Source organism: Nocardia sp. NPDC058666, from assembly GCF_042714895.1.
Lineage (GTDB): Bacteria > Actinomycetota > Actinomycetes > Mycobacteriales > Mycobacteriaceae > Nocardia.
This window is the reverse complement of sequence record NZ_JBHXRY010000004.1, coordinates 377,902-395,409: the sequence shown is the minus strand read 5'-3', so window position 1 is coordinate 395,409 and position 17,508 is coordinate 377,902. Positions and strand designations below refer to the sequence as shown.

General features: G+C 67.8%; 15 protein-coding genes. All 15 read left to right on the top strand.

All coding sequences use genetic code 11. The annotated features are described in order from the left end of the window. Positions 1-156 precede the first annotated feature (156 nt). Positions 157-600, top strand: coding sequence for a DUF5990 family protein (locus ACFWVD_RS13505; RefSeq protein WP_379242340.1), 444 nt, complete (start codon positions 157-159; stop codon positions 598-600). Positions 601-743: 143 nt separating this feature from the next. After that, positions 744-2,210 carry a glyceraldehyde-3-phosphate dehydrogenase gene (locus ACFWVD_RS13500; protein WP_379242338.1) on the top strand — a complete coding sequence of 489 codons (1,467 nt, stop codon included), beginning with the start codon at positions 744-746 and terminating at the stop codon, positions 2,208-2,210. 125 nt (positions 2,211-2,335) lie between these two features. Further along, positions 2,336-3,766: a hypothetical protein gene (locus tag ACFWVD_RS13495; protein ID WP_379242336.1), complete on the top strand. Its 1,431-nt coding sequence runs from the start codon at positions 2,336-2,338 to the stop codon at positions 3,764-3,766. A gap of 108 nt (positions 3,767-3,874) precedes the next feature. After that, the gene (locus ACFWVD_RS13490) at positions 3,875-5,110 is read left to right on the top strand and encodes an AAA family ATPase (protein WP_379242334.1); all 1,236 of its coding nucleotides are present in this window, start codon (positions 3,875-3,877) and stop codon (positions 5,108-5,110) included. After that, positions 5,107-6,327 (top strand): VWA-like domain-containing protein, encoded by a 1,221-nt coding sequence (locus tag ACFWVD_RS13485; protein WP_379242332.1) that lies wholly within the window; start codon positions 5,107-5,109, stop codon positions 6,325-6,327. The genes ACFWVD_RS13490 and ACFWVD_RS13485 overlap by 4 nt, the downstream gene beginning before the upstream one ends. Before the next feature lie 200 nt (positions 6,328-6,527). Then, complete coding sequence (locus ACFWVD_RS13480) at positions 6,528-8,687, top strand: SulP family inorganic anion transporter (RefSeq protein ID WP_379242330.1); 2,160 nt, start codon at positions 6,528-6,530, stop codon at positions 8,685-8,687. An 85-nt stretch (positions 8,688-8,772) separates the two neighbouring features. Continuing rightward, positions 8,773-9,246 (top strand): TIGR02611 family protein, encoded by a 474-nt coding sequence (locus tag ACFWVD_RS13475; protein ID WP_379242328.1) that lies wholly within the window; start codon positions 8,773-8,775, stop codon positions 9,244-9,246. Beyond that, positions 9,219-9,845, top strand: a complete 627-nt coding sequence (locus ACFWVD_RS13470) for a (2Fe-2S)-binding protein (protein ID WP_379242326.1) — start codon at positions 9,219-9,221, stop codon at positions 9,843-9,845. Before ACFWVD_RS13475 ends, ACFWVD_RS13470 begins: the two co-directional genes overlap by 28 nt. A 101-nt stretch (positions 9,846-9,946) precedes the next feature. Beyond that, positions 9,947-12,004: a threonine--tRNA ligase gene (gene thrS / locus ACFWVD_RS13465; protein WP_379242324.1), complete on the top strand. Its 2,058-nt coding sequence runs from the start codon at positions 9,947-9,949 to the stop codon at positions 12,002-12,004. After that, positions 12,001-12,555 carry an HIT family protein gene (locus tag ACFWVD_RS13460; protein WP_379242322.1) on the top strand — a complete coding sequence of 185 codons (555 nt, stop codon included), beginning with the start codon at positions 12,001-12,003 and terminating at the stop codon, positions 12,553-12,555. Before thrS ends, ACFWVD_RS13460 begins: the two co-directional genes overlap by 4 nt. 5 nt (positions 12,556-12,560) lie before the next feature. Next, positions 12,561-13,223 (top strand): phosphatidylinositol phosphate synthase, encoded by a 663-nt coding sequence (gene pgsA / locus ACFWVD_RS13455; RefSeq protein ID WP_379242510.1) that lies wholly within the window; start codon positions 12,561-12,563, stop codon positions 13,221-13,223. Beyond that, positions 13,220-14,143 carry a phosphatidylinositol mannoside acyltransferase gene (locus tag ACFWVD_RS13450; protein ID WP_379242320.1) on the top strand — a complete coding sequence of 308 codons (924 nt, stop codon included), beginning with the start codon at positions 13,220-13,222 and terminating at the stop codon, positions 14,141-14,143. Before pgsA ends, ACFWVD_RS13450 begins: the two co-directional genes overlap by 4 nt. Beyond that, a complete protein-coding gene (locus tag ACFWVD_RS13445) occupies positions 14,140-15,264 on the top strand; it encodes a glycosyltransferase family 4 protein (RefSeq protein ID WP_379242319.1) in 1,125 nt (374 codons plus the stop codon). Before ACFWVD_RS13450 ends, ACFWVD_RS13445 begins: the two co-directional genes overlap by 4 nt. Continuing rightward, positions 15,264-16,310: an NUDIX domain-containing protein gene (locus ACFWVD_RS13440; RefSeq protein WP_379242508.1), complete on the top strand. Its 1,047-nt coding sequence runs from the start codon at positions 15,264-15,266 to the stop codon at positions 16,308-16,310. Before ACFWVD_RS13445 ends, ACFWVD_RS13440 begins: the two co-directional genes overlap by 1 nt. Before the next feature lie 151 nt (positions 16,311-16,461). Next, positions 16,462-17,382, top strand: a complete 921-nt coding sequence (gene pdxS / locus ACFWVD_RS13435; RefSeq protein WP_379242318.1) for a pyridoxal 5'-phosphate synthase lyase subunit PdxS — start codon at positions 16,462-16,464, stop codon at positions 17,380-17,382. Positions 17,383-17,508 lie beyond the last annotated feature (126 nt).

Below are 17,508 nucleotides of genomic sequence, written 5' to 3'. Positions count from 1 at the left end.
GGGCGTGTAGTCGCTTGGGAGAAAGAGGGGTTCGTGGGACCGGCGAGAAGGAAACCAGGTTCCAACGTTCTTGGAGCAGACGGAGAAACAGGGGGATAGAGGGGGCGGGCGAACCGGGGGTGAGAGGCGGACCGGCCGACACGCGAGGATGGTCGGATGCTTATCCGAATCGTCGGGACGCAGCTGCCCGGATCCTCCTGCCGACCGGCGGGAATCGCGTCGGCGTACACGAACATCCATGTCGGGGTGCAACGGAAGAACCGCCCACAGGAGTTGCTGGACCCACAGCGGGGAGACGCCGACACGGTCACCTGGACCGTGGAGTGCACCGTCGACGGCGACGACGTGCGCGGTCCCTACATCCAGGGTCGGCCGGGGGAGAGGTTCCTGTACCTGAGCTGGGGCACCGTCGACGCCGCCGGTACCACCACCATGTTCCGGCGAGCCAAACTCATGTTGGCCGATGTCCCCGCCGAGGTCCTGTCCGCGGCGGCGCAATCAGGCGTGCTCGAGGCGCGAGTGCGCCTGACCGACGCCGCCGGAAACCCGTTGTGCGCCAGAGTGAAACCCGCCTGGATCGACTGGACCGCCACGACCTGAGTGCCACAGTCTTTCGCTGCCCGACCGGCCGGCGCATCGACAGGGGACGCACGATCTCACCGGTGGGGAGTGGGCCGCGGTGAAATCAGCGTCCTCACTAGCATCGATGTAGCGCAAATATCGTTGAAACCAGAGGACGTGTGTTGAGTACCGAACAACTTGATCGCTGGAATGCTCAGGAAGCTGCCGCGGAGGCGATGATTCCGATCATCGGGACCCTGTATCGCAGTAAGGGTGTGACGATTCTGCTGCACAGCCGGTCGCTGGTGAACAAGTCGGTGATCAGCATTTTGCGCACGCATCGGTTCGCGCGGCAGATCGGCGGCGAGGAGCTGTCGGTGGATGAGACGTTGCCGTTTCTGCAGGTGATCAGCCGGTTGGATCTGGGGCCGTGCAAGGTCGATCTGGGGCAGCTGGTGATGGCGTATCACGCTGCGGGGCAGCGGCTTTCGGTCGAGGAGTTCACCACGTCGATGCTGGCGCAGGCCAGTGACGGGAACAAGGCCGTGTCGCAGGGGCCGCGCGATGTGGTGCTCTACGGGTTCGGGCGGATCGGGCGGTTGGTCACTCGGTTGCTCATCGAGAAGGCCGGGTCGGGTAACGGGCTGAGTCTGCGGGCGGTGGTGGTGCGGCGCGGTGGCGACGACGACCTGGCGAAGCGGGCGTCGCTGCTGCGGCGGGACTCGGTGCACGGGCACTTCAACGGCACGATCAAGGTCGACGTCGAGAACGAGACGATCACCGCCAACGGCAACGTCATCAAGTTCATCTACAGCGACGACCCCACCACGATCGACTACACCGCCTACGGCATCGACAACGCGATCCTGATCGACAACACCGGCCGCTGGCGTGACCGCGAAGGCCTGGAACAGCACCTGCGCCCCGGCATCGCCAAGGTCGTGCTCACCGCGCCGGGCAAGGGCGACGTGCCCAATATCGTGCACGGCGTCAACCACCGCGACCTGGACCTGTCGCAGCAGATCTTCTCCTGCGCCTCCTGCACCACCAACGCGATCGTGCCGCCGCTCAAGGCCATCGACGACGAATTCGGCATCGTGCGTGGACATGTCGAGACGGTCCACTCGTTCACCAACGACCAGAACCTCCTCGATAACTACCACAAGGCCGACCGTCGCGGCCGCTCCGCGCCGTTCAACCTGGTGCTCACCGAAACCGGTGCGGCAGAGGCCGTCGCGAAGGCGATGCCGGACTTCAAGGCCAAGATCACCGGCAACTCGATCCGCGTCCCCACCCCCGACGTCTCGGTCGCGATCTTGAACCTGCAGCTGAAGCAGGACACCACCAAAGAAGACGTCCTGGCCTACCTGCGCCAGGTCTCCCTGGCAGGCCCCCTGAGCCGCAACCTCGACTACACCGCCGCCACCGACGCCGTCTCCAGCGACTTCATCGGCTCCCGCGCCGCCTCGATCATCGACGCCAACGCCACCATCGTCGAAGGCGACACCGCGATCCTGTACGTCTGGTACGACAACGAATTCGGCTACTCCTGCCAGGTGGTCCGCACAGTGCAATACATCTCGGGCATCGAATACCCGACCTACCCGCAGTTGGGTGCCGACACCCGCGCCCTGGCCGACGCCCGGTAGCGACACCTCCGCGAGGCGGGCACCTGGTCCGACCAGGTGCCCGGCCGACCGCTTGTCGGGTCGGACATTGTTGTGCATACTGGCCACATGACGACAAGTGGAAAGGGCGTCCTCCGCCCGGGCCGTTGAGCCCCACGCCGGTCATCGAACCGGCAACCCTCCCGCTCGATCATGTCGACGATCCCCGCCTTGCCTTGTGGCTGCGCGTGCGCGAATTCGCTGTCCCGCCCGCCATGATCGACACCGCCACCGCCCGCCGCACCGTCGGCGACTGGGCAGGCGCGTGCGCCGCGGCGCATGTCGACGTCGATCTCGATCTGCGTGCGCTGGCACGAACCCATGGTCGGGAGCTGGCCGCCCGAGTGCGGGCCGATCTGCGCCATCTCGCACCGGATCTGCTGCGCTGGCACCTACCGCGAGTCGCGCCCGACGGGTTGCTCCGGCCGGGGCTGACAATGGTGCTGGCTCGATACGGCACCGCAGGTTACCGACCTGACGGAATGGACGAAAGTGACTGCGCCGGTGCGGGTTCGGTGCACCTGGTGGTTCGCACTCCGCCGACGTGGGCGACCGCCGGGCAGCGGATCAGCCTCGCGCTCTGGGACGCGGACCGACCCGAAGGCGGCCCGAACCTGCACCCACATCCGCGACCGAACCGGCGCTATCGGCTCGACCTGCACCCACATCTGTGGGACGCGCGCCACGCACACCAGCTGCGAATACGGTGTGGGACAGGTCAATTCGTGGCCTCCGAGCTCCCGATGCGGGTGCCCAGCTCGTGTGCGGTGGACCGCTGGGCGGCCGAGGCCGCGATCCTGCTGCGCACCGACCAGTGCGGGTCGGGGTTGGTCGCGGTGCGGTGTGGTGCGCGGAAACGGATCATCCTCGAGATCGGCGAGCACGATCTCGCGCAGTCGGGCCCACCTGCCTTGCGTGTCGCGCAACAGGCCGTTCGCGGCGGCATCTCGGCGCTGCCGGTCCTGCCCGACGCGGCAACCTGGGTGCTGCCCGATCTCGAGCTGATCCGCCGAGGTGCGATCACGCCCGATCGGCTGCATCCGCTGGTCGCCTCGGCGCTCGGCGAAGCCTGCGAGCCGACCGAAACGCCGGGGACCAGACCTGGTGAGCGGCTCGTGGAATGCCGGGGACAGCAGCACCGAATCGGCGTGGTGGACGGCGTGCTCACCGCACTCGATCACGACCCGACCGAAATTCGGCGCGAGGAACTGCTGGTCGCGCTGACCGGCACCCCGATGCCCTGCCTGCAAGCCATCGACCGCACCCATCGCCGCCCTGACTGGCTGGACGTGGTTCGCGAACACCTGGACCACGGCGATATCGCGGGCGCGCTCACCGTCGTCGAGGGCGTGCTCGGCGCCGACGCGGTACTGCGCGACGGACCGCTGCGCACCGAGCTGGAAGCCGCTGTCCGGCAACGGATCACCTATGGCCTGTTCCGCGCCGGGCTGCCCGCGCCCGGTCGCGCCGACAATCCCGTGCGCCGGCTTTCCCGGGCGCAGCGACGCACGCATCCACGCCACGCCGCCTCGCGCTGATCCGTCGACACCGACCGACCTCCGCCACTGTCCGCTGCTCCACGGCTGTGGCAACCAGTCCTGCCCGCGGGACCACCCAAACCTCCTCGACCCCAAGGTGATTCATACATGTCTGTTCACACACTGTGCCCTGCGCGTCTCAGCTCCCAACTCGACCTCGCAGGCGATCTGCTGACTCTGCTCGGCGAGGTTCGCACCGAACCGCGCCCCGACACCCAACTCGACGCGTTGACCCTGGCCGTCGCCGCCGACCTGCCGGTGCTGCTGTGGGGCGAACCGGGCATCGGCAAGACCGCCGCCCTGACCCAACTCGCCGAGTCCCTGGACCTCCCGCTGACCACGGTGATCGCGAGTGTCCATGAGCCGTCGGACTTTTCGGGCCTGCCTATCATCGGCGACGATCCCGCGACCAAGGGTGTCCCGATGGCGCCGCCGGACTGGGCCGTGCGACTGGTACACACCGGTCGCGGCCTGCTGTTCCTCGACGAACTGTCCACCGCCCCGCCGGCCGTGCAAGCCGCACTGTTGCGCGTGGTCCTGGAACGCCGGATCGGCACCCTGCACCTGCCGCCCGGCGTGCGCATCGTCGCCGCCGCCAACCCGCGCTCCTCGGCCGCCGACGGCTGGGAACTGAGCGCACCGCTGGCGAACCGTTTCGTGCACCTGCAGTGGGTGCACAACCACGATGTCGTCGTCCGAGGACTCGGTGGCACATGGCCGCGCGCGACACTGCCGCAGCTCGACCACGAAAAGTTCTCCGAGGCAGTCACTTTCGCCAGACGCGCGGTGTGCACGCTACTGGCAGCCAGGCCGAAACTGGTGCACCAACTGCCCACGACCGAAACCCGCCGTGGCGGAGCGTGGCCGTCGCCGCGAAGCTGGGAGATGACCGTGCGGCTGATCGCCTTCGCCACCGCCTCCGACGCCCGTCGCGACGTGTTGTCCCAACTGATCCGCGGCACCGTCGGCGACGGTGCCGGGTTCGAACTGCTCACCAGTATCGACCGAATGGATCTGCCCGACCCCGAAGTGCTGCTGGCCGACCCGGACGCCGCCGACCTGCCCGAACGCGGCGATCTGCGCCAAGCCGTGCTCGACGCGGTGGTGGCCGCGGTGCGCAAACGCCCGGAGAGATCCCGCTGGGACGCGGCCTGGTCACTGCTGGTCAGGGCCGTGGAAACCGGTGCCCCCGACCTGGTGGTGGTCCCGGCGACCACCCTGGCCACCCTGCGGCGCGACAACTGGGCGATCCCCGCATCGATCGAACAGCTCGGCGCGATGGTGGCGGTAGCGCAGAGCGCCGACCGGGCCGCGGCGCGCGTGGCCGTCGAGGAAGGCCGATGACAGTGACATCGGGCCTGGACCTCGACAAGCTGTATGCCGCACGCCTGCACGCCGTTTCGGCTCGGCCCTACCTCGCGACCGCCCTGTACGCGCTGCACATCGTCGACTCGCTCGCGGTGCGGACCATGGGCGTGGACAAGTACTGGCGGTGCTATGTGTCGCCCGCGTTCGTGGACCACACGCCGGTAGAGGAGCTGGCTTCGATTCTGGTGCACGAGGTTTCGCATCTCCTGCGCGAACACCACGCCCGCAGCGACCGCTACGCCGACACCCATGACCTGTCCGGCCCGGCGGAACGGCTGCGCATGAACATCGCCGCGGATGCCGAAATCAACGATGACGCCTTCGGCGACGGGTTGGTCGTGCCGGACGGCGCCGTCACGCCGGGAACCCTGGGCCTGCTCGCGGGCGCACTCATGGAGGACTACCTGGATCAGTTCACCTTCGCGCGCGGAGCGCAGCAGCTGGGGTGGCTCGATTGTGGCAGCGGCGCAGACGGATCGGCGCGGGAGTGGGACCTGGGCCCCGACGGTGCCGACGGGCTCAGTGAACAGGAACGCGAAGGTGTTCGGTTCCGGGTGGCGCAGGGCATCGTCGGCAATCCGGGCAACGCGCCGCAGGGCTGGCGGCGTTGGGCCGACCAGGCATTGCACCCGCCGCAACCGTGGCGGGACCTGCTGGGAGCCGCTCTGCGCGCGGCCGTTTCGGCCCCCGGTGTCGGTGAGGACTACACCTACGGCCGCCCGGCCCGGCGCAGCGCGAGCTTGCCCGGCGTCGTGCTGCCGAGCCTGCGCCGCACACCCCCGCGCGTGGGCGTGGTCATCGACACCTCCGGCTCGGTCAGCGACGCCGAACTCGGCAGCGCCCTGCTCGAAGTCGCCGCCATCACCCGCGCCGTCGGCGGCCGCCGCGACCTGATCACCGTGTTCTCCTGCGACGCCGCCGCCCACATCGCCTACCCGCTGTGCCAGGCCGAATCCATGTCGCTGATCGGCGGCGGCGGCACCGACCTGCGAACCGGCTTCACCAAGGCCCTGCGCACCCGCCCCGACGTCATCGCGGTCCTGACCGACGGCCAAACCCCCTGGCCCAGCGACCCACCACCGTGCCGAACAATCGTGGGCCTGTTCCGCCGCGCGGATTCCTGGAGCGAGCACAACCCCGACTACATCCCCGGTCGCCCACCCTCCTGGGCCCGCGTGGTCGACATCGGCTGACGTCAGCCGTGTGACCGGTGTCACGGATTGGTGGCGATTCGCCACAAATTGCCCGAAAAGCTTTCCTAGTGCTTGGGAAGTTCTTTACTATTGTCGCGGCCTTCGCGTCATGAGTTCGAAGCTCCACGAAGCCGTTCGCTGTTTCTCTTGCCAGTACATGTTCGACCGATGAACCGGGAGTGCGCTTCCGGCGAAGGAGAATGATGGCTACGAAATCTGTTCTGCGGCATGATGTTCCGGCGTCTGTAGTGGTGTTCTTGGTGGCGCTGCCGTTGTCCATCGGGATCGCGGTGGCCTCGGGGGCGCCGGTGGCCGCCGGGTTGATCGCCGCGGTGGTGGGCGGGGTGGTGGCCGGGTTGTTGGGTGGGTCGCCGTTGCAGGTGAGTGGGCCCGCGGCGGGGCTGACTGTGGTGGTCGCGGAGACGATCGCACAGTTCGGCTGGCGGGCAACATGTTTCATCGTCGCGGCGGCGGGGGTGTTGCAGATTCTGTTCGGGCTCAGTCGGATTGCGCGGGCGGCGTTGGCGGTGGCGCCGGTGGTGGTGCACGCGATGCTGGCCGGGATCGGCATCACCATTGCGCTGCAACAACTTCTGGTGCTGCTGGGTGGGGTGTCGAGTCATTCGAGCCTGGCCAACCTGAGTGCGCTGCCCGCGCAGCTGTCCGCGGCCCGCTGGGGTGATGTGATCGTGGGTGGGGCCGTGATGGTGATCCTGCTGGGGTGGAAGTATCTGCCGGCCAAGGTCAGGGTGGTGCCCGCGCCGCTGGTCGCGATCGTCACCGGTGCCGGGTTGGCGATGGTGTTGCCCACCGATATCGAGCGAATCATGTTGAACGCCTCGCTGTTCGAGTCCATGACCTTGCCGCAGCTTCCGTCGGGGCAGTGGTGGCAGGTGGCGTTCGCGGTGCTCACGATCGCGCTGATCGCCAGCGTGGAAAGCTTGCTCTCGGCGGTGGCCGTGGGGCGGATGCGCGACGGGCAGCGCGCCGATTTCGATCGGGAACTGCTCGGGCAGGGTTGTGCGAACCTGCTGTCGGGGCTGGTCGGCGGGCTGCCGGTCACCGGTGTGATCGTGCGCAGTGCCACCAATGTCCGGGCGGGGGCGCGCACTCGGGCGTCGGCGGTGCTGCACGGGGTGTGGATTCTGGTGTTCTCGGTGGCGCTGGTCGGGGTGGTGGAACAGATTCCGAAGGCGGCGCTGGCGGGGCTGCTCATCGTCATCGGCATGCAGTTGGTGAAACTGGCGCACATCCGGCTCGCGCGACGCACCGGTGACCTGCTGGTCTACGTGGTCACCGTGCTCGGTGTGGTGTTCGCCAACCTCCTGGAAGGCGTGATCATCGGGCTGGGTCTGGCCTTCGCGTTGCTGCTGTGGCGGGTCGTGCGCGTGCACGTGCAGGCCACGCCGCTGCCCGACGGGAACTGGCAGGTTCATATCGACGGGTCGTGCACGTTCCTGGCGCTGCCGAAGATGTCGGCGGAACTGGCGAAGGTGCCCGCCGGCGCCGATGTGCGGGTGGAGATGACCGTGGACTTCCTCGACCATGCCGCGTTCGAGGCGATCGAGGACTGGCAGCGTCAGCACGAAAGCACCGGTGCGCGTGTCGATTTCGTCGAGATCGGGCCCGCCCGGATGGCCGATACCCCGGCCGCGCCGCCCACGCGCGGATTCGTGCGCGCCGCCATCGACGACATGCTGCGCCCGTGGCGGCACCAGAAGTCCGGTGGCCACGCGATGACCGCCGGGATCGCGGCCTTCCATCGCGGGCACGCGCACGTGGTCCGCCCGCACCTGGACGGGATGCACCAGGACCCCGACTCCTTTTTTCTCACCTGCTCGGATTCGCGGATCGTGCCCAATGTGATCACCAACAGCGGACCGGGCGACCTGTTCACCGTGCGCAACGTCGGCAACCTGGTGCCGGTCAGCGGCGACGACTCGGTCGAAGCGGCGTTGACCTTCGCCCTGGATTCCCTGGCGGTGCGCACCGTGGTGGTGTGCGGGCATTCCTCGTGCGGGGCGATGAAGGCGGTCCACAGCGCGGCCGACACCGGCGGCGGCCTGGGTTCCTGGTTGCGGCACGCCGAGCCGACGCTGCAACGGTTCCGCGCGGGTCATCCGGTGGCCGCCGCGGCCAGGGCGGCCGGATACGGCGAGGTGGATCAGTTGAGCATGGTGAATGTGGCCGTGCAGCTCGAGACGCTGGGACGCAACCCCGCCGTTCGTCGCGCGGTGGCCGAACGGGGGCTGGAACTGTCGGGATTGTTCTTCGACATCGCGGGCGCGCGCGTGCTCGAGGTGACCGTCGACGGGGTTCGCGCCATCGACGATCACGCGGCACTCGCGGTCACCGGTTGACGCGGGCGGCGAAAACCCGCTCGTGGGCGGGGGCGAAGCCGTCACGTCGCGACCCGGCGGCGGTCGAACTCGTAGTCTGGAAACCATGACCAGCGATTCGACCGCGGCCGAGCACGTCACCGACAGCGCCGCCACCGCCGAGCCGGGGCGATGGGACGCCGTCAAGGACCGCGGGCGCGCCTTCCGGGCACACATCGCCGCGCGCCCTACCCTCAACCTCGGTTACCGCATCGCCGTGGGCGTGGTCGGTGGGCTGGTGCTGCTGCTGGGGATCGTCGCGATCCCGTATCCGGGACCCGGCTGGGCGCTGGTGTTCGCGGGGTTCGGCATCCTGGCCACCGAGTTCGTCTGGGCCCACCACACCCTGAACTGGGTGCGCGGCAAGTACCGGATCGTCATGGACTGGTACACCTCGCGCGGTTGGTTCATCAAGGTGCTGGGCGCGGTCGCCACCTTCGCCCTCGTCCTGGTGACGCTGTGGCTGCTCGGTACGTTCTCGATGGTCGCAGGGTGGATCGGAGTCGATTGGCCATGGTTGCACAGTCCCCTGATGTCGTGAGCACGGTCGCGGGCCGACTACTCGCCGATCCCGTGTGGGTGTCGGCCCGGATCGCCGAGATGAGTCGGTCGTGGGGCACCGAAACGCCGAGGGTGGGCGGCACGCTGTGGTGGTGCATGGTCGCGTCGGCGCTGGTCGACCAGATCACCACCGCCTACGCATCCGGTCGACCGGCCCCGATCGCGACGTTGGACGGGCTCGAATGCGAGGTTCGTCCCGATGGGGGAGTCGAGCGCGTGCACTTCCGCGGCGAACAGTCGCCCGACGCGGCCGTCGGAACGGCGCTGCGCGAAACGCTGACGACGGTGATTCTGCAGGTAGCGGCCGTGTCCGGCGCCGGAATCCCGGCCCTGTGGGCCATCGTCGCCGACGCGATCGGCAACCGCGCCCTCGACGCCGGTGCCCCCGAGGCAGGCACGAAACTGGCCGCCGAAATCGGCGCGAAACTACCTGCGCCCCGCTTCATCACGGTCGGCACCCGCACCTTTGTGAAACGCATCTCGTGCTGCCTTGTCTACGAGGTCCCCGGCTGCGAAATGTGCACCAGCTGCCCGAAACGCCCATCCGCGGAGCGAACCGCCCTGTTGGCACAGACCTGAAAGATCTTTGCCACCTGGCCAAAAATCCCGAAGACACGGAACAGTAGGATCGTGCGTGCGGGATTTACCCCGCAGCCGCCAAGTCCAAGGAGAACCTCCCCGTGACCACCTCTGCACCCATCAGTCCTGTCGCCGTCGTCCGCGTGCCGGCCGGGACTACCGCGGGCGCAGCGGTTCGCGAAGCGGGGCTGCCGACGAAGGGTCCCGACACCATCGTGGTCGTGCGCGATGTCGACGGTGCGCTCAAGGATCTGTCCTGGACCCCCTCCGAAGACGTCGACGTCGAGGCGGTCGCCGCGAACACCGAGGACGGCCGCAGCGTGATCCGGCACTCGGCCGCGCACGTGCTCGCCCAGGCCGTGCAGCAGGAGTTCCCCGACGCGAAGCTGGGCATCGGTCCGCCGATCAAGGACGGCTTCTACTACGACTTCCAGGTCGACAAGCCGTTCACCCCCGAGGATCTGGCCAAGCTGGAATCGCGGATGAAGAAGATCATCAAAGGCGCGCAACGCTTTTCGCGTCGCGTGGTCGAGGTCGACGATGCCCGTGTCGAACTGGCGAACGAGCCGTTCAAGCTGGAACTGATCAGCGACAAGTCCGGTATCGACGATCCCGAGATCATGGAGGTCGGCGGCAACGAGCTGACCATCTACGACAACCTCGATCCGCGCACCGGTGAGAAGCTGTGGGGCGACCTGTGCCGCGGCCCGCACATCCCCACCACCAAGTTCATCCCCGCGTTCAAGCTGACCCGCTCGTCGGCCGCCTACTGGCGTGGCGACCAGGACCGTGAGGACCTGCAGCGCGTGTACGGCACCGCGTGGGAATCCACCGAGGCCATGGATGCCTACCTGGAACTGCTCGCAGAGGCCGAGCGTCGCGATCACCGCAAGCTGGGCCTCGAGCTGGACCTGTTCTCCTTCCCCGACGAGCTCGGTTCGGGTCTGCCGGTGTTCCACCCCAAGGGCGGCATCATCCGCAAGGAGATGGAGGAGTACTCCCGCCAGCGCCACGTCGAGGCAGGCTACGAGTTCGTCAACACCCCGCACATCACCAAGGGCGCGCTGTTCGAGACCTCCGGGCATCTCGATTGGTACCGCGACGGCATGTTCCCGGCCATGCACCTGGATGCCGAGCTCAACGAAGACGGCACCGTACGCAAGCCCGGCCAGGACTACTACGTCAAGCCGATGAACTGCCCGATGCACAACCTGATCTTCCGGGCACGCGGCCGCTCCTACCGCGAATTGCCGCTGCGGATGTTCGAATTCGGTTCGGTGTACCGCTACGAGAAGTCCGGCGTGATCCACGGCCTGACCCGCGTGCGCGGCATGACCCAGGACGACGCCCACATCTACTGCACCAAAGAGCAGATGCACGCCGAGCTCACCAGCACCCTGCAGTTCGTGCTCGGCCTGCTGAAGGACTACGGCCTCGACGACTTCTACCTCGAGCTGTCCACCAAGGACCCGAAGAAGTACGTGGGTTCGGACGAGCTGTGGGCCGAGGCCACCGAAACCCTCGAAAAGGTCGCCGAGGCTTCCGGTTTGGATCTCGTGCCCGACCCGGGCGGTGCCGCGTTCTACGGCCCGAAGATCTCCGTGCAGGTCAAGGACGCGCTGGGCCGCACCTGGCAGATGTCGACCGTGCAGCTCGACTTCAACCTGCCCGAGCGCTTCGACCTGGAATACACCTCCTCCGACGGCACCAAGCAGCGCCCGGTAATGATCCACCGGGCCCTGTTCGGCTCCATCGAACGCTTCTTCGGCGTGCTCACCGAGCACTACGCCGGCGCGTTTCCCGCCTGGCTGTCGCCGGTGCAGGTCGTGGGCATCCCGGTCGCGGAAAACTTTGCCCCGCACCTGGATTCGGTGATCGAACAGCTGCGTGACGCGGGCGTGCGCGCCCAGGTCGACCGCAGCGACGACCGCATGCAGAAGAAGATCTTCAACCAGACCGCGCAGAAGGTGCCCTTCATGCTGCTGGCCGGCGCGCGCGACGTGGAAGCCGACGCGGTCAGCTTCCGGTTCCGCGACGGCACCCAGGTCAACACCGTGCCGGTCGCCGACGCGATCGCCACCATCACCGCGTGGGTGCGCAACCGGGAGAACGCCTCGCCCACCGCGGAGGGATTCGAGATCGTCAAGGCGTCCTCATGAGCGAGCCCGTGAGCCCCGACGCCGGCTCCATCGTCGACGCCGGGGCGGGGCAACCCGACCGCCTGCAGCGGCTGTGGACCCCGTACCGGATGTCGTACATCACCGGCGAGGTCAAGCCCAAAGACGCGACGGGACATCCGTTCACCGATATTCCCAAGATGTCGGACGAAGACGGCCTGATCATCGCCCGCGGCGAGAATGTTTACGCCGTGCTCAACTTGTACCCGTACAACCCAGGGCACATGATGGTGGTACCTTACCGGCGAGTAGCCGACCTGGAGGACCTCACGCCCGCGGAAAGCGCGGAACTGATGGCCTTCACGCAGCGGGCCATTCGGGTGATGAAGCAGGTCTCGCGGCCTGCCGGATTCAACGTCGGCCTCAATCTCGGTGGTGTGGCCGGTGGTTCGCTCGCCGACCACCTGCACCAGCACATTGTTCCGCGCTGGGGCGGGGATGCGAACTTCATCACCGTGGTCGGCGGCGTGAAGGTGATGCCTCAGTTGTTGCGCGAGACGCGGCAATTGCTGGCGGAGGCGTGGGAGGAATAGAGAACGTGCTCAGCTTCTTCGGCCGCGAGACGTTTGCGAAAGCGACTGCGCCGCTGGGCAAAGCGCTCGTGCGAACGGGGCTCACCCCGGACGCGATGACACTGATCGGCACTGCGGCGACGATCGCCGCCGCGGTGACCCTGTTCCCCTCCGGACACCTGTTCTGGGGAACGTTGGTCATCTGGTTGTTCGTCATGTTCGACATGCTCGACGGAGCGATGGCGCGCGCCCGCGGCGGCGGCACGAAGTACGGCGCGGTTCTCGACGCCACCTGTGACCGGGTGGCCGACGGTGCGATCTTCGGCGGTCTGGCCTGGTGGGCGGTGTATCACGAGGGCAGTAAGTCACTGTTCGCGGTGACATTGGTCGTGCTGGTGACCTCGCAGGTGATCTCGTACGCCAAGGCTCGTGCGGAGGCCAGTGGGCTGTCCGCGGACGGTGGGCTGATCGAACGTCCTGATCGTTTGGTGCTGGTGTTGGTCGGCGCCGGGCTCACCGGTATCGGCGGGCACTGGGGTATCGACTGGCTGACCTGGGCTGTGTATGTGGCCATGTGGGTGCTGGCGGTGCTGAGCATCGTGACGGTGTTCCAACGGGTGTTGGCCGTGCGTAATTCGCCGGGTGCCCGGGTCGTTATTCCGCCCGCTGCGCCGCAGGAGGCTTCGTGAGTCTCAAAGATCAGGCCAGCGACTGGGGATACGCCGCGGGTTGGCGCCTGGTGCGGTCGGCACCGGAAGGGTTGGTGCGCAAGGTTTTCGACCTCGGCGCCGATCGGTCGGTGAAAGACGGCGGCCCGAAACAGTTGCGCCGCAACCTGTCTCGCGTCCTCGGCGTGCCCGCAGAACAGGTGCCCGATGAACTCATGCAGGCGAGTATGCGCTCCTACGCCCGCTACTGGCGTGAAGCGTTCCGGCTGCCGTCGATGGATCACACGAAGATCGACTACTACGTCGGCGGTCTGGAGAATGTCGACGCCGCCCTCGAACAGGGGCGCGGCCTGATCCTGGTGCTGCCGCATTCGGGCAACTGGGACATGGCCGGTGTCTGGTTGGTGCAGCACTATCAAACGTTCACCACCGTGGCCGAACGGCTGAAGCCGGAGTCGCTGTTCGAACGGTTCGTCGCCTATCGCGAGAGCCTCGGTTTCGAGGTCTTCCCGCTCACCGGTGGCGAGGAGCCGCCGTTCGTGGCCCTGGCGGAACGCCTGCGGCAGAACCGGATCGTGTGCCTGATGGGCGAACGCGACCTCACCGGCAAGGGCGTGCCCGTCGACTTCTTCGGCGAACGCACCTGGATGCCCGGCGGTGCCGCCAAACTGGCCATCGAGACCGGGGCCGCACTGGTGCCCGTGCACGGCTGGTTCACCGTCGACGACGACGGCACCGAAGGCTGGGGCCTGAAAGCCGAACCGGCACTGGACGTTTCGGGCGGAGTCGCCGCGGCCACGCAACTGCTGGCCGACCGGTTCGCCGCCAATATCGCCGAGCATCCCGCTGACTGGCACATGCTGCAGCCGCTGTGGGAAGGCGATCTGTCCTCGGAGCGACTGTCGCGGATCACCGCGAAGCAGAGCGGGGGACCGCGGTGAAGATCGGCATGATCTGCCCGTATTCGTTCGACGTCCCCGGCGGCGTGCAGGCCCATGTGGTCGAGCTGGCGCGGGTGTTCATCGAACGCGGGCACAAGGTGAGCGTGCTCGCCCCCGCCTCCGACGACACACCGCTGCCCGATTTCGTCGTCTCGGCGGGTCGCGCGGTCGCGATTCCCTACAACGGGTCCGTGGCGCGCCTGTCCTTCGGGCCCATGGCCTACACGCGGATTCGTCGCTGGATCGACAGCAACGACTTCGACGTGCTGCACATCCACGAACCCAACGCCCCGAGCTTGTCGATGCTGGCGCTCAAGATCGCCGAGGGTCCCATCGTGGCCACCTTCCACACATCGACCACGAAGTCGTTGGTACTCAGCACTTTTCAAGGCGTGCTGCGCCCGTACCACGAGAAGATCAGCGGGCGGATCGCCGTGTCCGAGCTGGCCCGGCGCTGGCAGGTCGAGGCACTGGGGTCCGACGCGGTGGAGATCCCCAACGGGGTCGACGTGTCCGCCTTCGCGCGCGGCGAACCACTCGACGGATACCCGCGTGCGGGCCGCACGGTGCTGTTCCTCGGCCGCTACGACGAACCACGCAAGGGCATGGACGTGCTGCTGGGCGCGCTGCCCGCGCTCATCGACCATCATCCCGACGTGGAGATTCTCATCGTCGGACGCGGTGACGAGGAGCGGTTGCGCCGCGTCGCCGGTGAGCACGCGGGTCACCTGCGCTTCCTCGGCCAGGTCTCCGACGAGGAGAAAGCCGCCGCGCTGCGCAGCGCCGACGTGTACGTCGCACCGAACCTGGGCGGCGAGAGTTTCGGCATCATCCTGATCGAGGCGATGGCCGCCGGCACGCCGGTGGTCGCCAGCGAACTCGATGCCTTCCGGCGCGTATTGCGTGACGGCACAGCGGGTTTGCTCACCCCCATCGGTGACTCCGACGCGCTGGCCACCGCCATCGACCTGTTGCTCACCGACAACGACGCGCGCGAACAGCTCGTGCGCACCGCCACCCAGGTCGTCGCGGAATACGACTGGCCGGTGGTGGCCGAGCAGATCCTGCGCGTGTACGAGACCGTCACCGTCGGCGACAACCGGGTGCGTGCCGCCGGATGATCACTTTCTCCGCGACCACAGTCCTTGTCCTCGGGCTGATCGCACTGCTCGTGCTCGCCCTCGGCGTGTGGGCCTACTCCACCGCCAACCGACTCGACCGGCTGCACGTTCGCTCCGATCAATCCTGGCAGGCCCTCGACGCGGCACTGGCTCGTCGCGCCGTGGTGGCGCGCGCGGTGGCGATGTCGGAGGCGGGACCGGTCAGCGCCGACCCCCGCCGCGCCGAACGGGCCGCGCTGCTGGCCACCCTGGCCGACCGGGCCGAACGCGTCGACCGCAGTGACCGCGAAACCATCGAGAATCAACTGTCCGCCGCGTTGACCCTGGTCGACATCGACCACCTGCGCCCCCAACTGGTCGCCGAACTCGCCGACGCCGAAGCGCGCGTGCTGATCGCGCGCCGCTTCCACAACGACGCCGTGCGCGACACCCTCGCCCTGCGCACCCGCCGATCCGTGCGCGTGCTGCACCTGGGCGGCACCGCGCCGCTGCCGCACTACTTCGAGATCACCGAACGCGCCACCCCCGCCGCGGCCACCGGACTGGTCGTGCACACCACCCGCACCTCGGCGCGCGTGGTCCTGCTCGACGAACAAGACCGCGTGCTGCTGCTGCGCGGGCACGACCCGATGATTCCCGAGATCGCCTTCTGGTTCACCGTCGGCGGCGGCGTGGAACCGGGGGAGAACCTGCGCGACGCCGCGGTCCGCGAAACCTACGAGGAAACCGGCCAACGCATCGACGCGGCCGCCCTGCGCGGACCACTGTGGCGACGTGTCGCGGTGTTCCCGTTCAACGGTGAACTCATCCGCTCCGAAGAACTGTTCTTCACCCTGCGCTGCCCCGGTTTCGAATGGCGGCCCGCCGACCTCACCGCGTTGGAACGTCGCACCATCACCGATCACCGCTGGTGCACCGCCGCCGACATCCGCGCCCTCGACGCCGCCGGTGAAGCGGTCTACCCGTATCACCTCGACGAGCTGCTCGCCGAAGCCGTGACCGCGGCCACCGACGACACCCAGCACGTGGTGCGCTCGATCCGCTGACGGGCGACCACCGGACAAGGCCAGCGGTGGGCTGCGTCCGCATCGCCGCTGGTCGTGACAAGGCCAGTGGTGCTCAACTGGCTATGAAGGCCGAAAACAGGCAGCTCTAGAATCGACGGTGACACGTACCCGAGCGACTTGATTGGCGCCCATGACACAGGAGACAGCCGTGACTACGCCTGAGACCACCAACACCGTCGGCACCGCCCGCGTGAAGCGCGGCATGGCCGAGATGCTCAAGGGTGGCGTGATCATGGATGTGGTCAACGCCGAGCAGGCCAAGATCGCCGAAGACGCCGGCGCCGTGGCCGTGATGGCGCTCGAGCGGGTGCCCGCCGACATCCGCGCGCAGGGTGGCGTGTCGCGGATGAGCGACCCCGACATGATCGACGGCATCATCGAAGCCGTCTCCATCCCGGTCATGGCCAAGGCCCGCATCGGCCACTTCGTCGAAGCGCAGATCCTGCAGAGCCTTGGCGTGGACTACATCGACGAGTCCGAGGTCCTCACCCCCGCCGACTACGCCAACCACATCGACAAGTGGAACTTCACCGTCCCCTTCGTCTGTGGCGCCACCAACCTGGGCGAGGCCCTGCGCCGCATCACCGAAGGCGCGGCCATGATCCGCTCCAAGGGTGAAGCAGGCACCGGCGACGTCTCCAACGCCACCACCCACATGCGCACCATCCGCGGCGAGATCCGCCGCCTGTCCTCGCTGTCCGAAGACGAGCTGTTCGTAGCCGCCAAGGAACTGCAGGCCCCCTACGAGCTGGTCCGCGAGGTCGCCCAGACCGGCAAGCTCCCCGTCGTCATGTTCACCGCGGGCGGCATCGCCACCCCCGCCGACGCCGCCATGATGATGCAGCTGGGCGCCGAAGGCGTGTTCGTCGGCTCCGGCATCTTCAAGTCCGGCAACCCCGAACAGCGCGCCGCCGCCATCGTCAAGGCCACCACCTTCTACGACGACCCGGATGTGCTGGCCAAGGTCTCCCGCGGCCTGGGCGAAGCCATGGTCGGCATCAACGTCGAAGAAATCCCCCAGCCCCACCGCCTCGCCGAACGCGGCTGGTGATCTTTCGCCCGAAGTTGTTCGGGCACTGAGTAACTCAGGTGGGCCCGTCCGTTTCCGGACGGGCCCACCGTCGTCTGCGCTCCTGAGGGCTGGCCGGAGGCTCCTTCGGTGTCGGCGGCCAGGGCT

Excerpts from the sequence above, each read along its gene's own strand:
- ACFWVD_RS13490 (WP_379242334.1), top strand. The coding sequence starts at position 3,875 with ATGTCTGTTCACACACTGTGCCCTGCGCGTCTCAGCTCCCAACTCGAC.
- pdxS (WP_379242318.1), top strand. The coding sequence starts at position 16,462 with ATGACACAGGAGACAGCCGTGACTACGCCTGAGACCACCAACACCGTC.
- ACFWVD_RS13475 (WP_379242328.1), top strand. The coding sequence starts at position 8,773 with ATGACCAGCGATTCGACCGCGGCCGAGCACGTCACCGACAGCGCCGCC.
- ACFWVD_RS13480 (WP_379242330.1), top strand. The coding sequence starts at position 6,528 with ATGATGGCTACGAAATCTGTTCTGCGGCATGATGTTCCGGCGTCTGTA.
- ACFWVD_RS13505 (WP_379242340.1), top strand. The coding sequence starts at position 157 with ATGCTTATCCGAATCGTCGGGACGCAGCTGCCCGGATCCTCCTGCCGA.
- ACFWVD_RS13485 (WP_379242332.1), top strand. The coding sequence starts at position 5,107 with ATGACAGTGACATCGGGCCTGGACCTCGACAAGCTGTATGCCGCACGC.
- ACFWVD_RS13460 (WP_379242322.1), top strand. The coding sequence starts at position 12,001 with ATGAGCGAGCCCGTGAGCCCCGACGCCGGCTCCATCGTCGACGCCGGG.
- ACFWVD_RS13470 (WP_379242326.1), top strand. The coding sequence starts at position 9,219 with ATGGTTGCACAGTCCCCTGATGTCGTGAGCACGGTCGCGGGCCGACTA.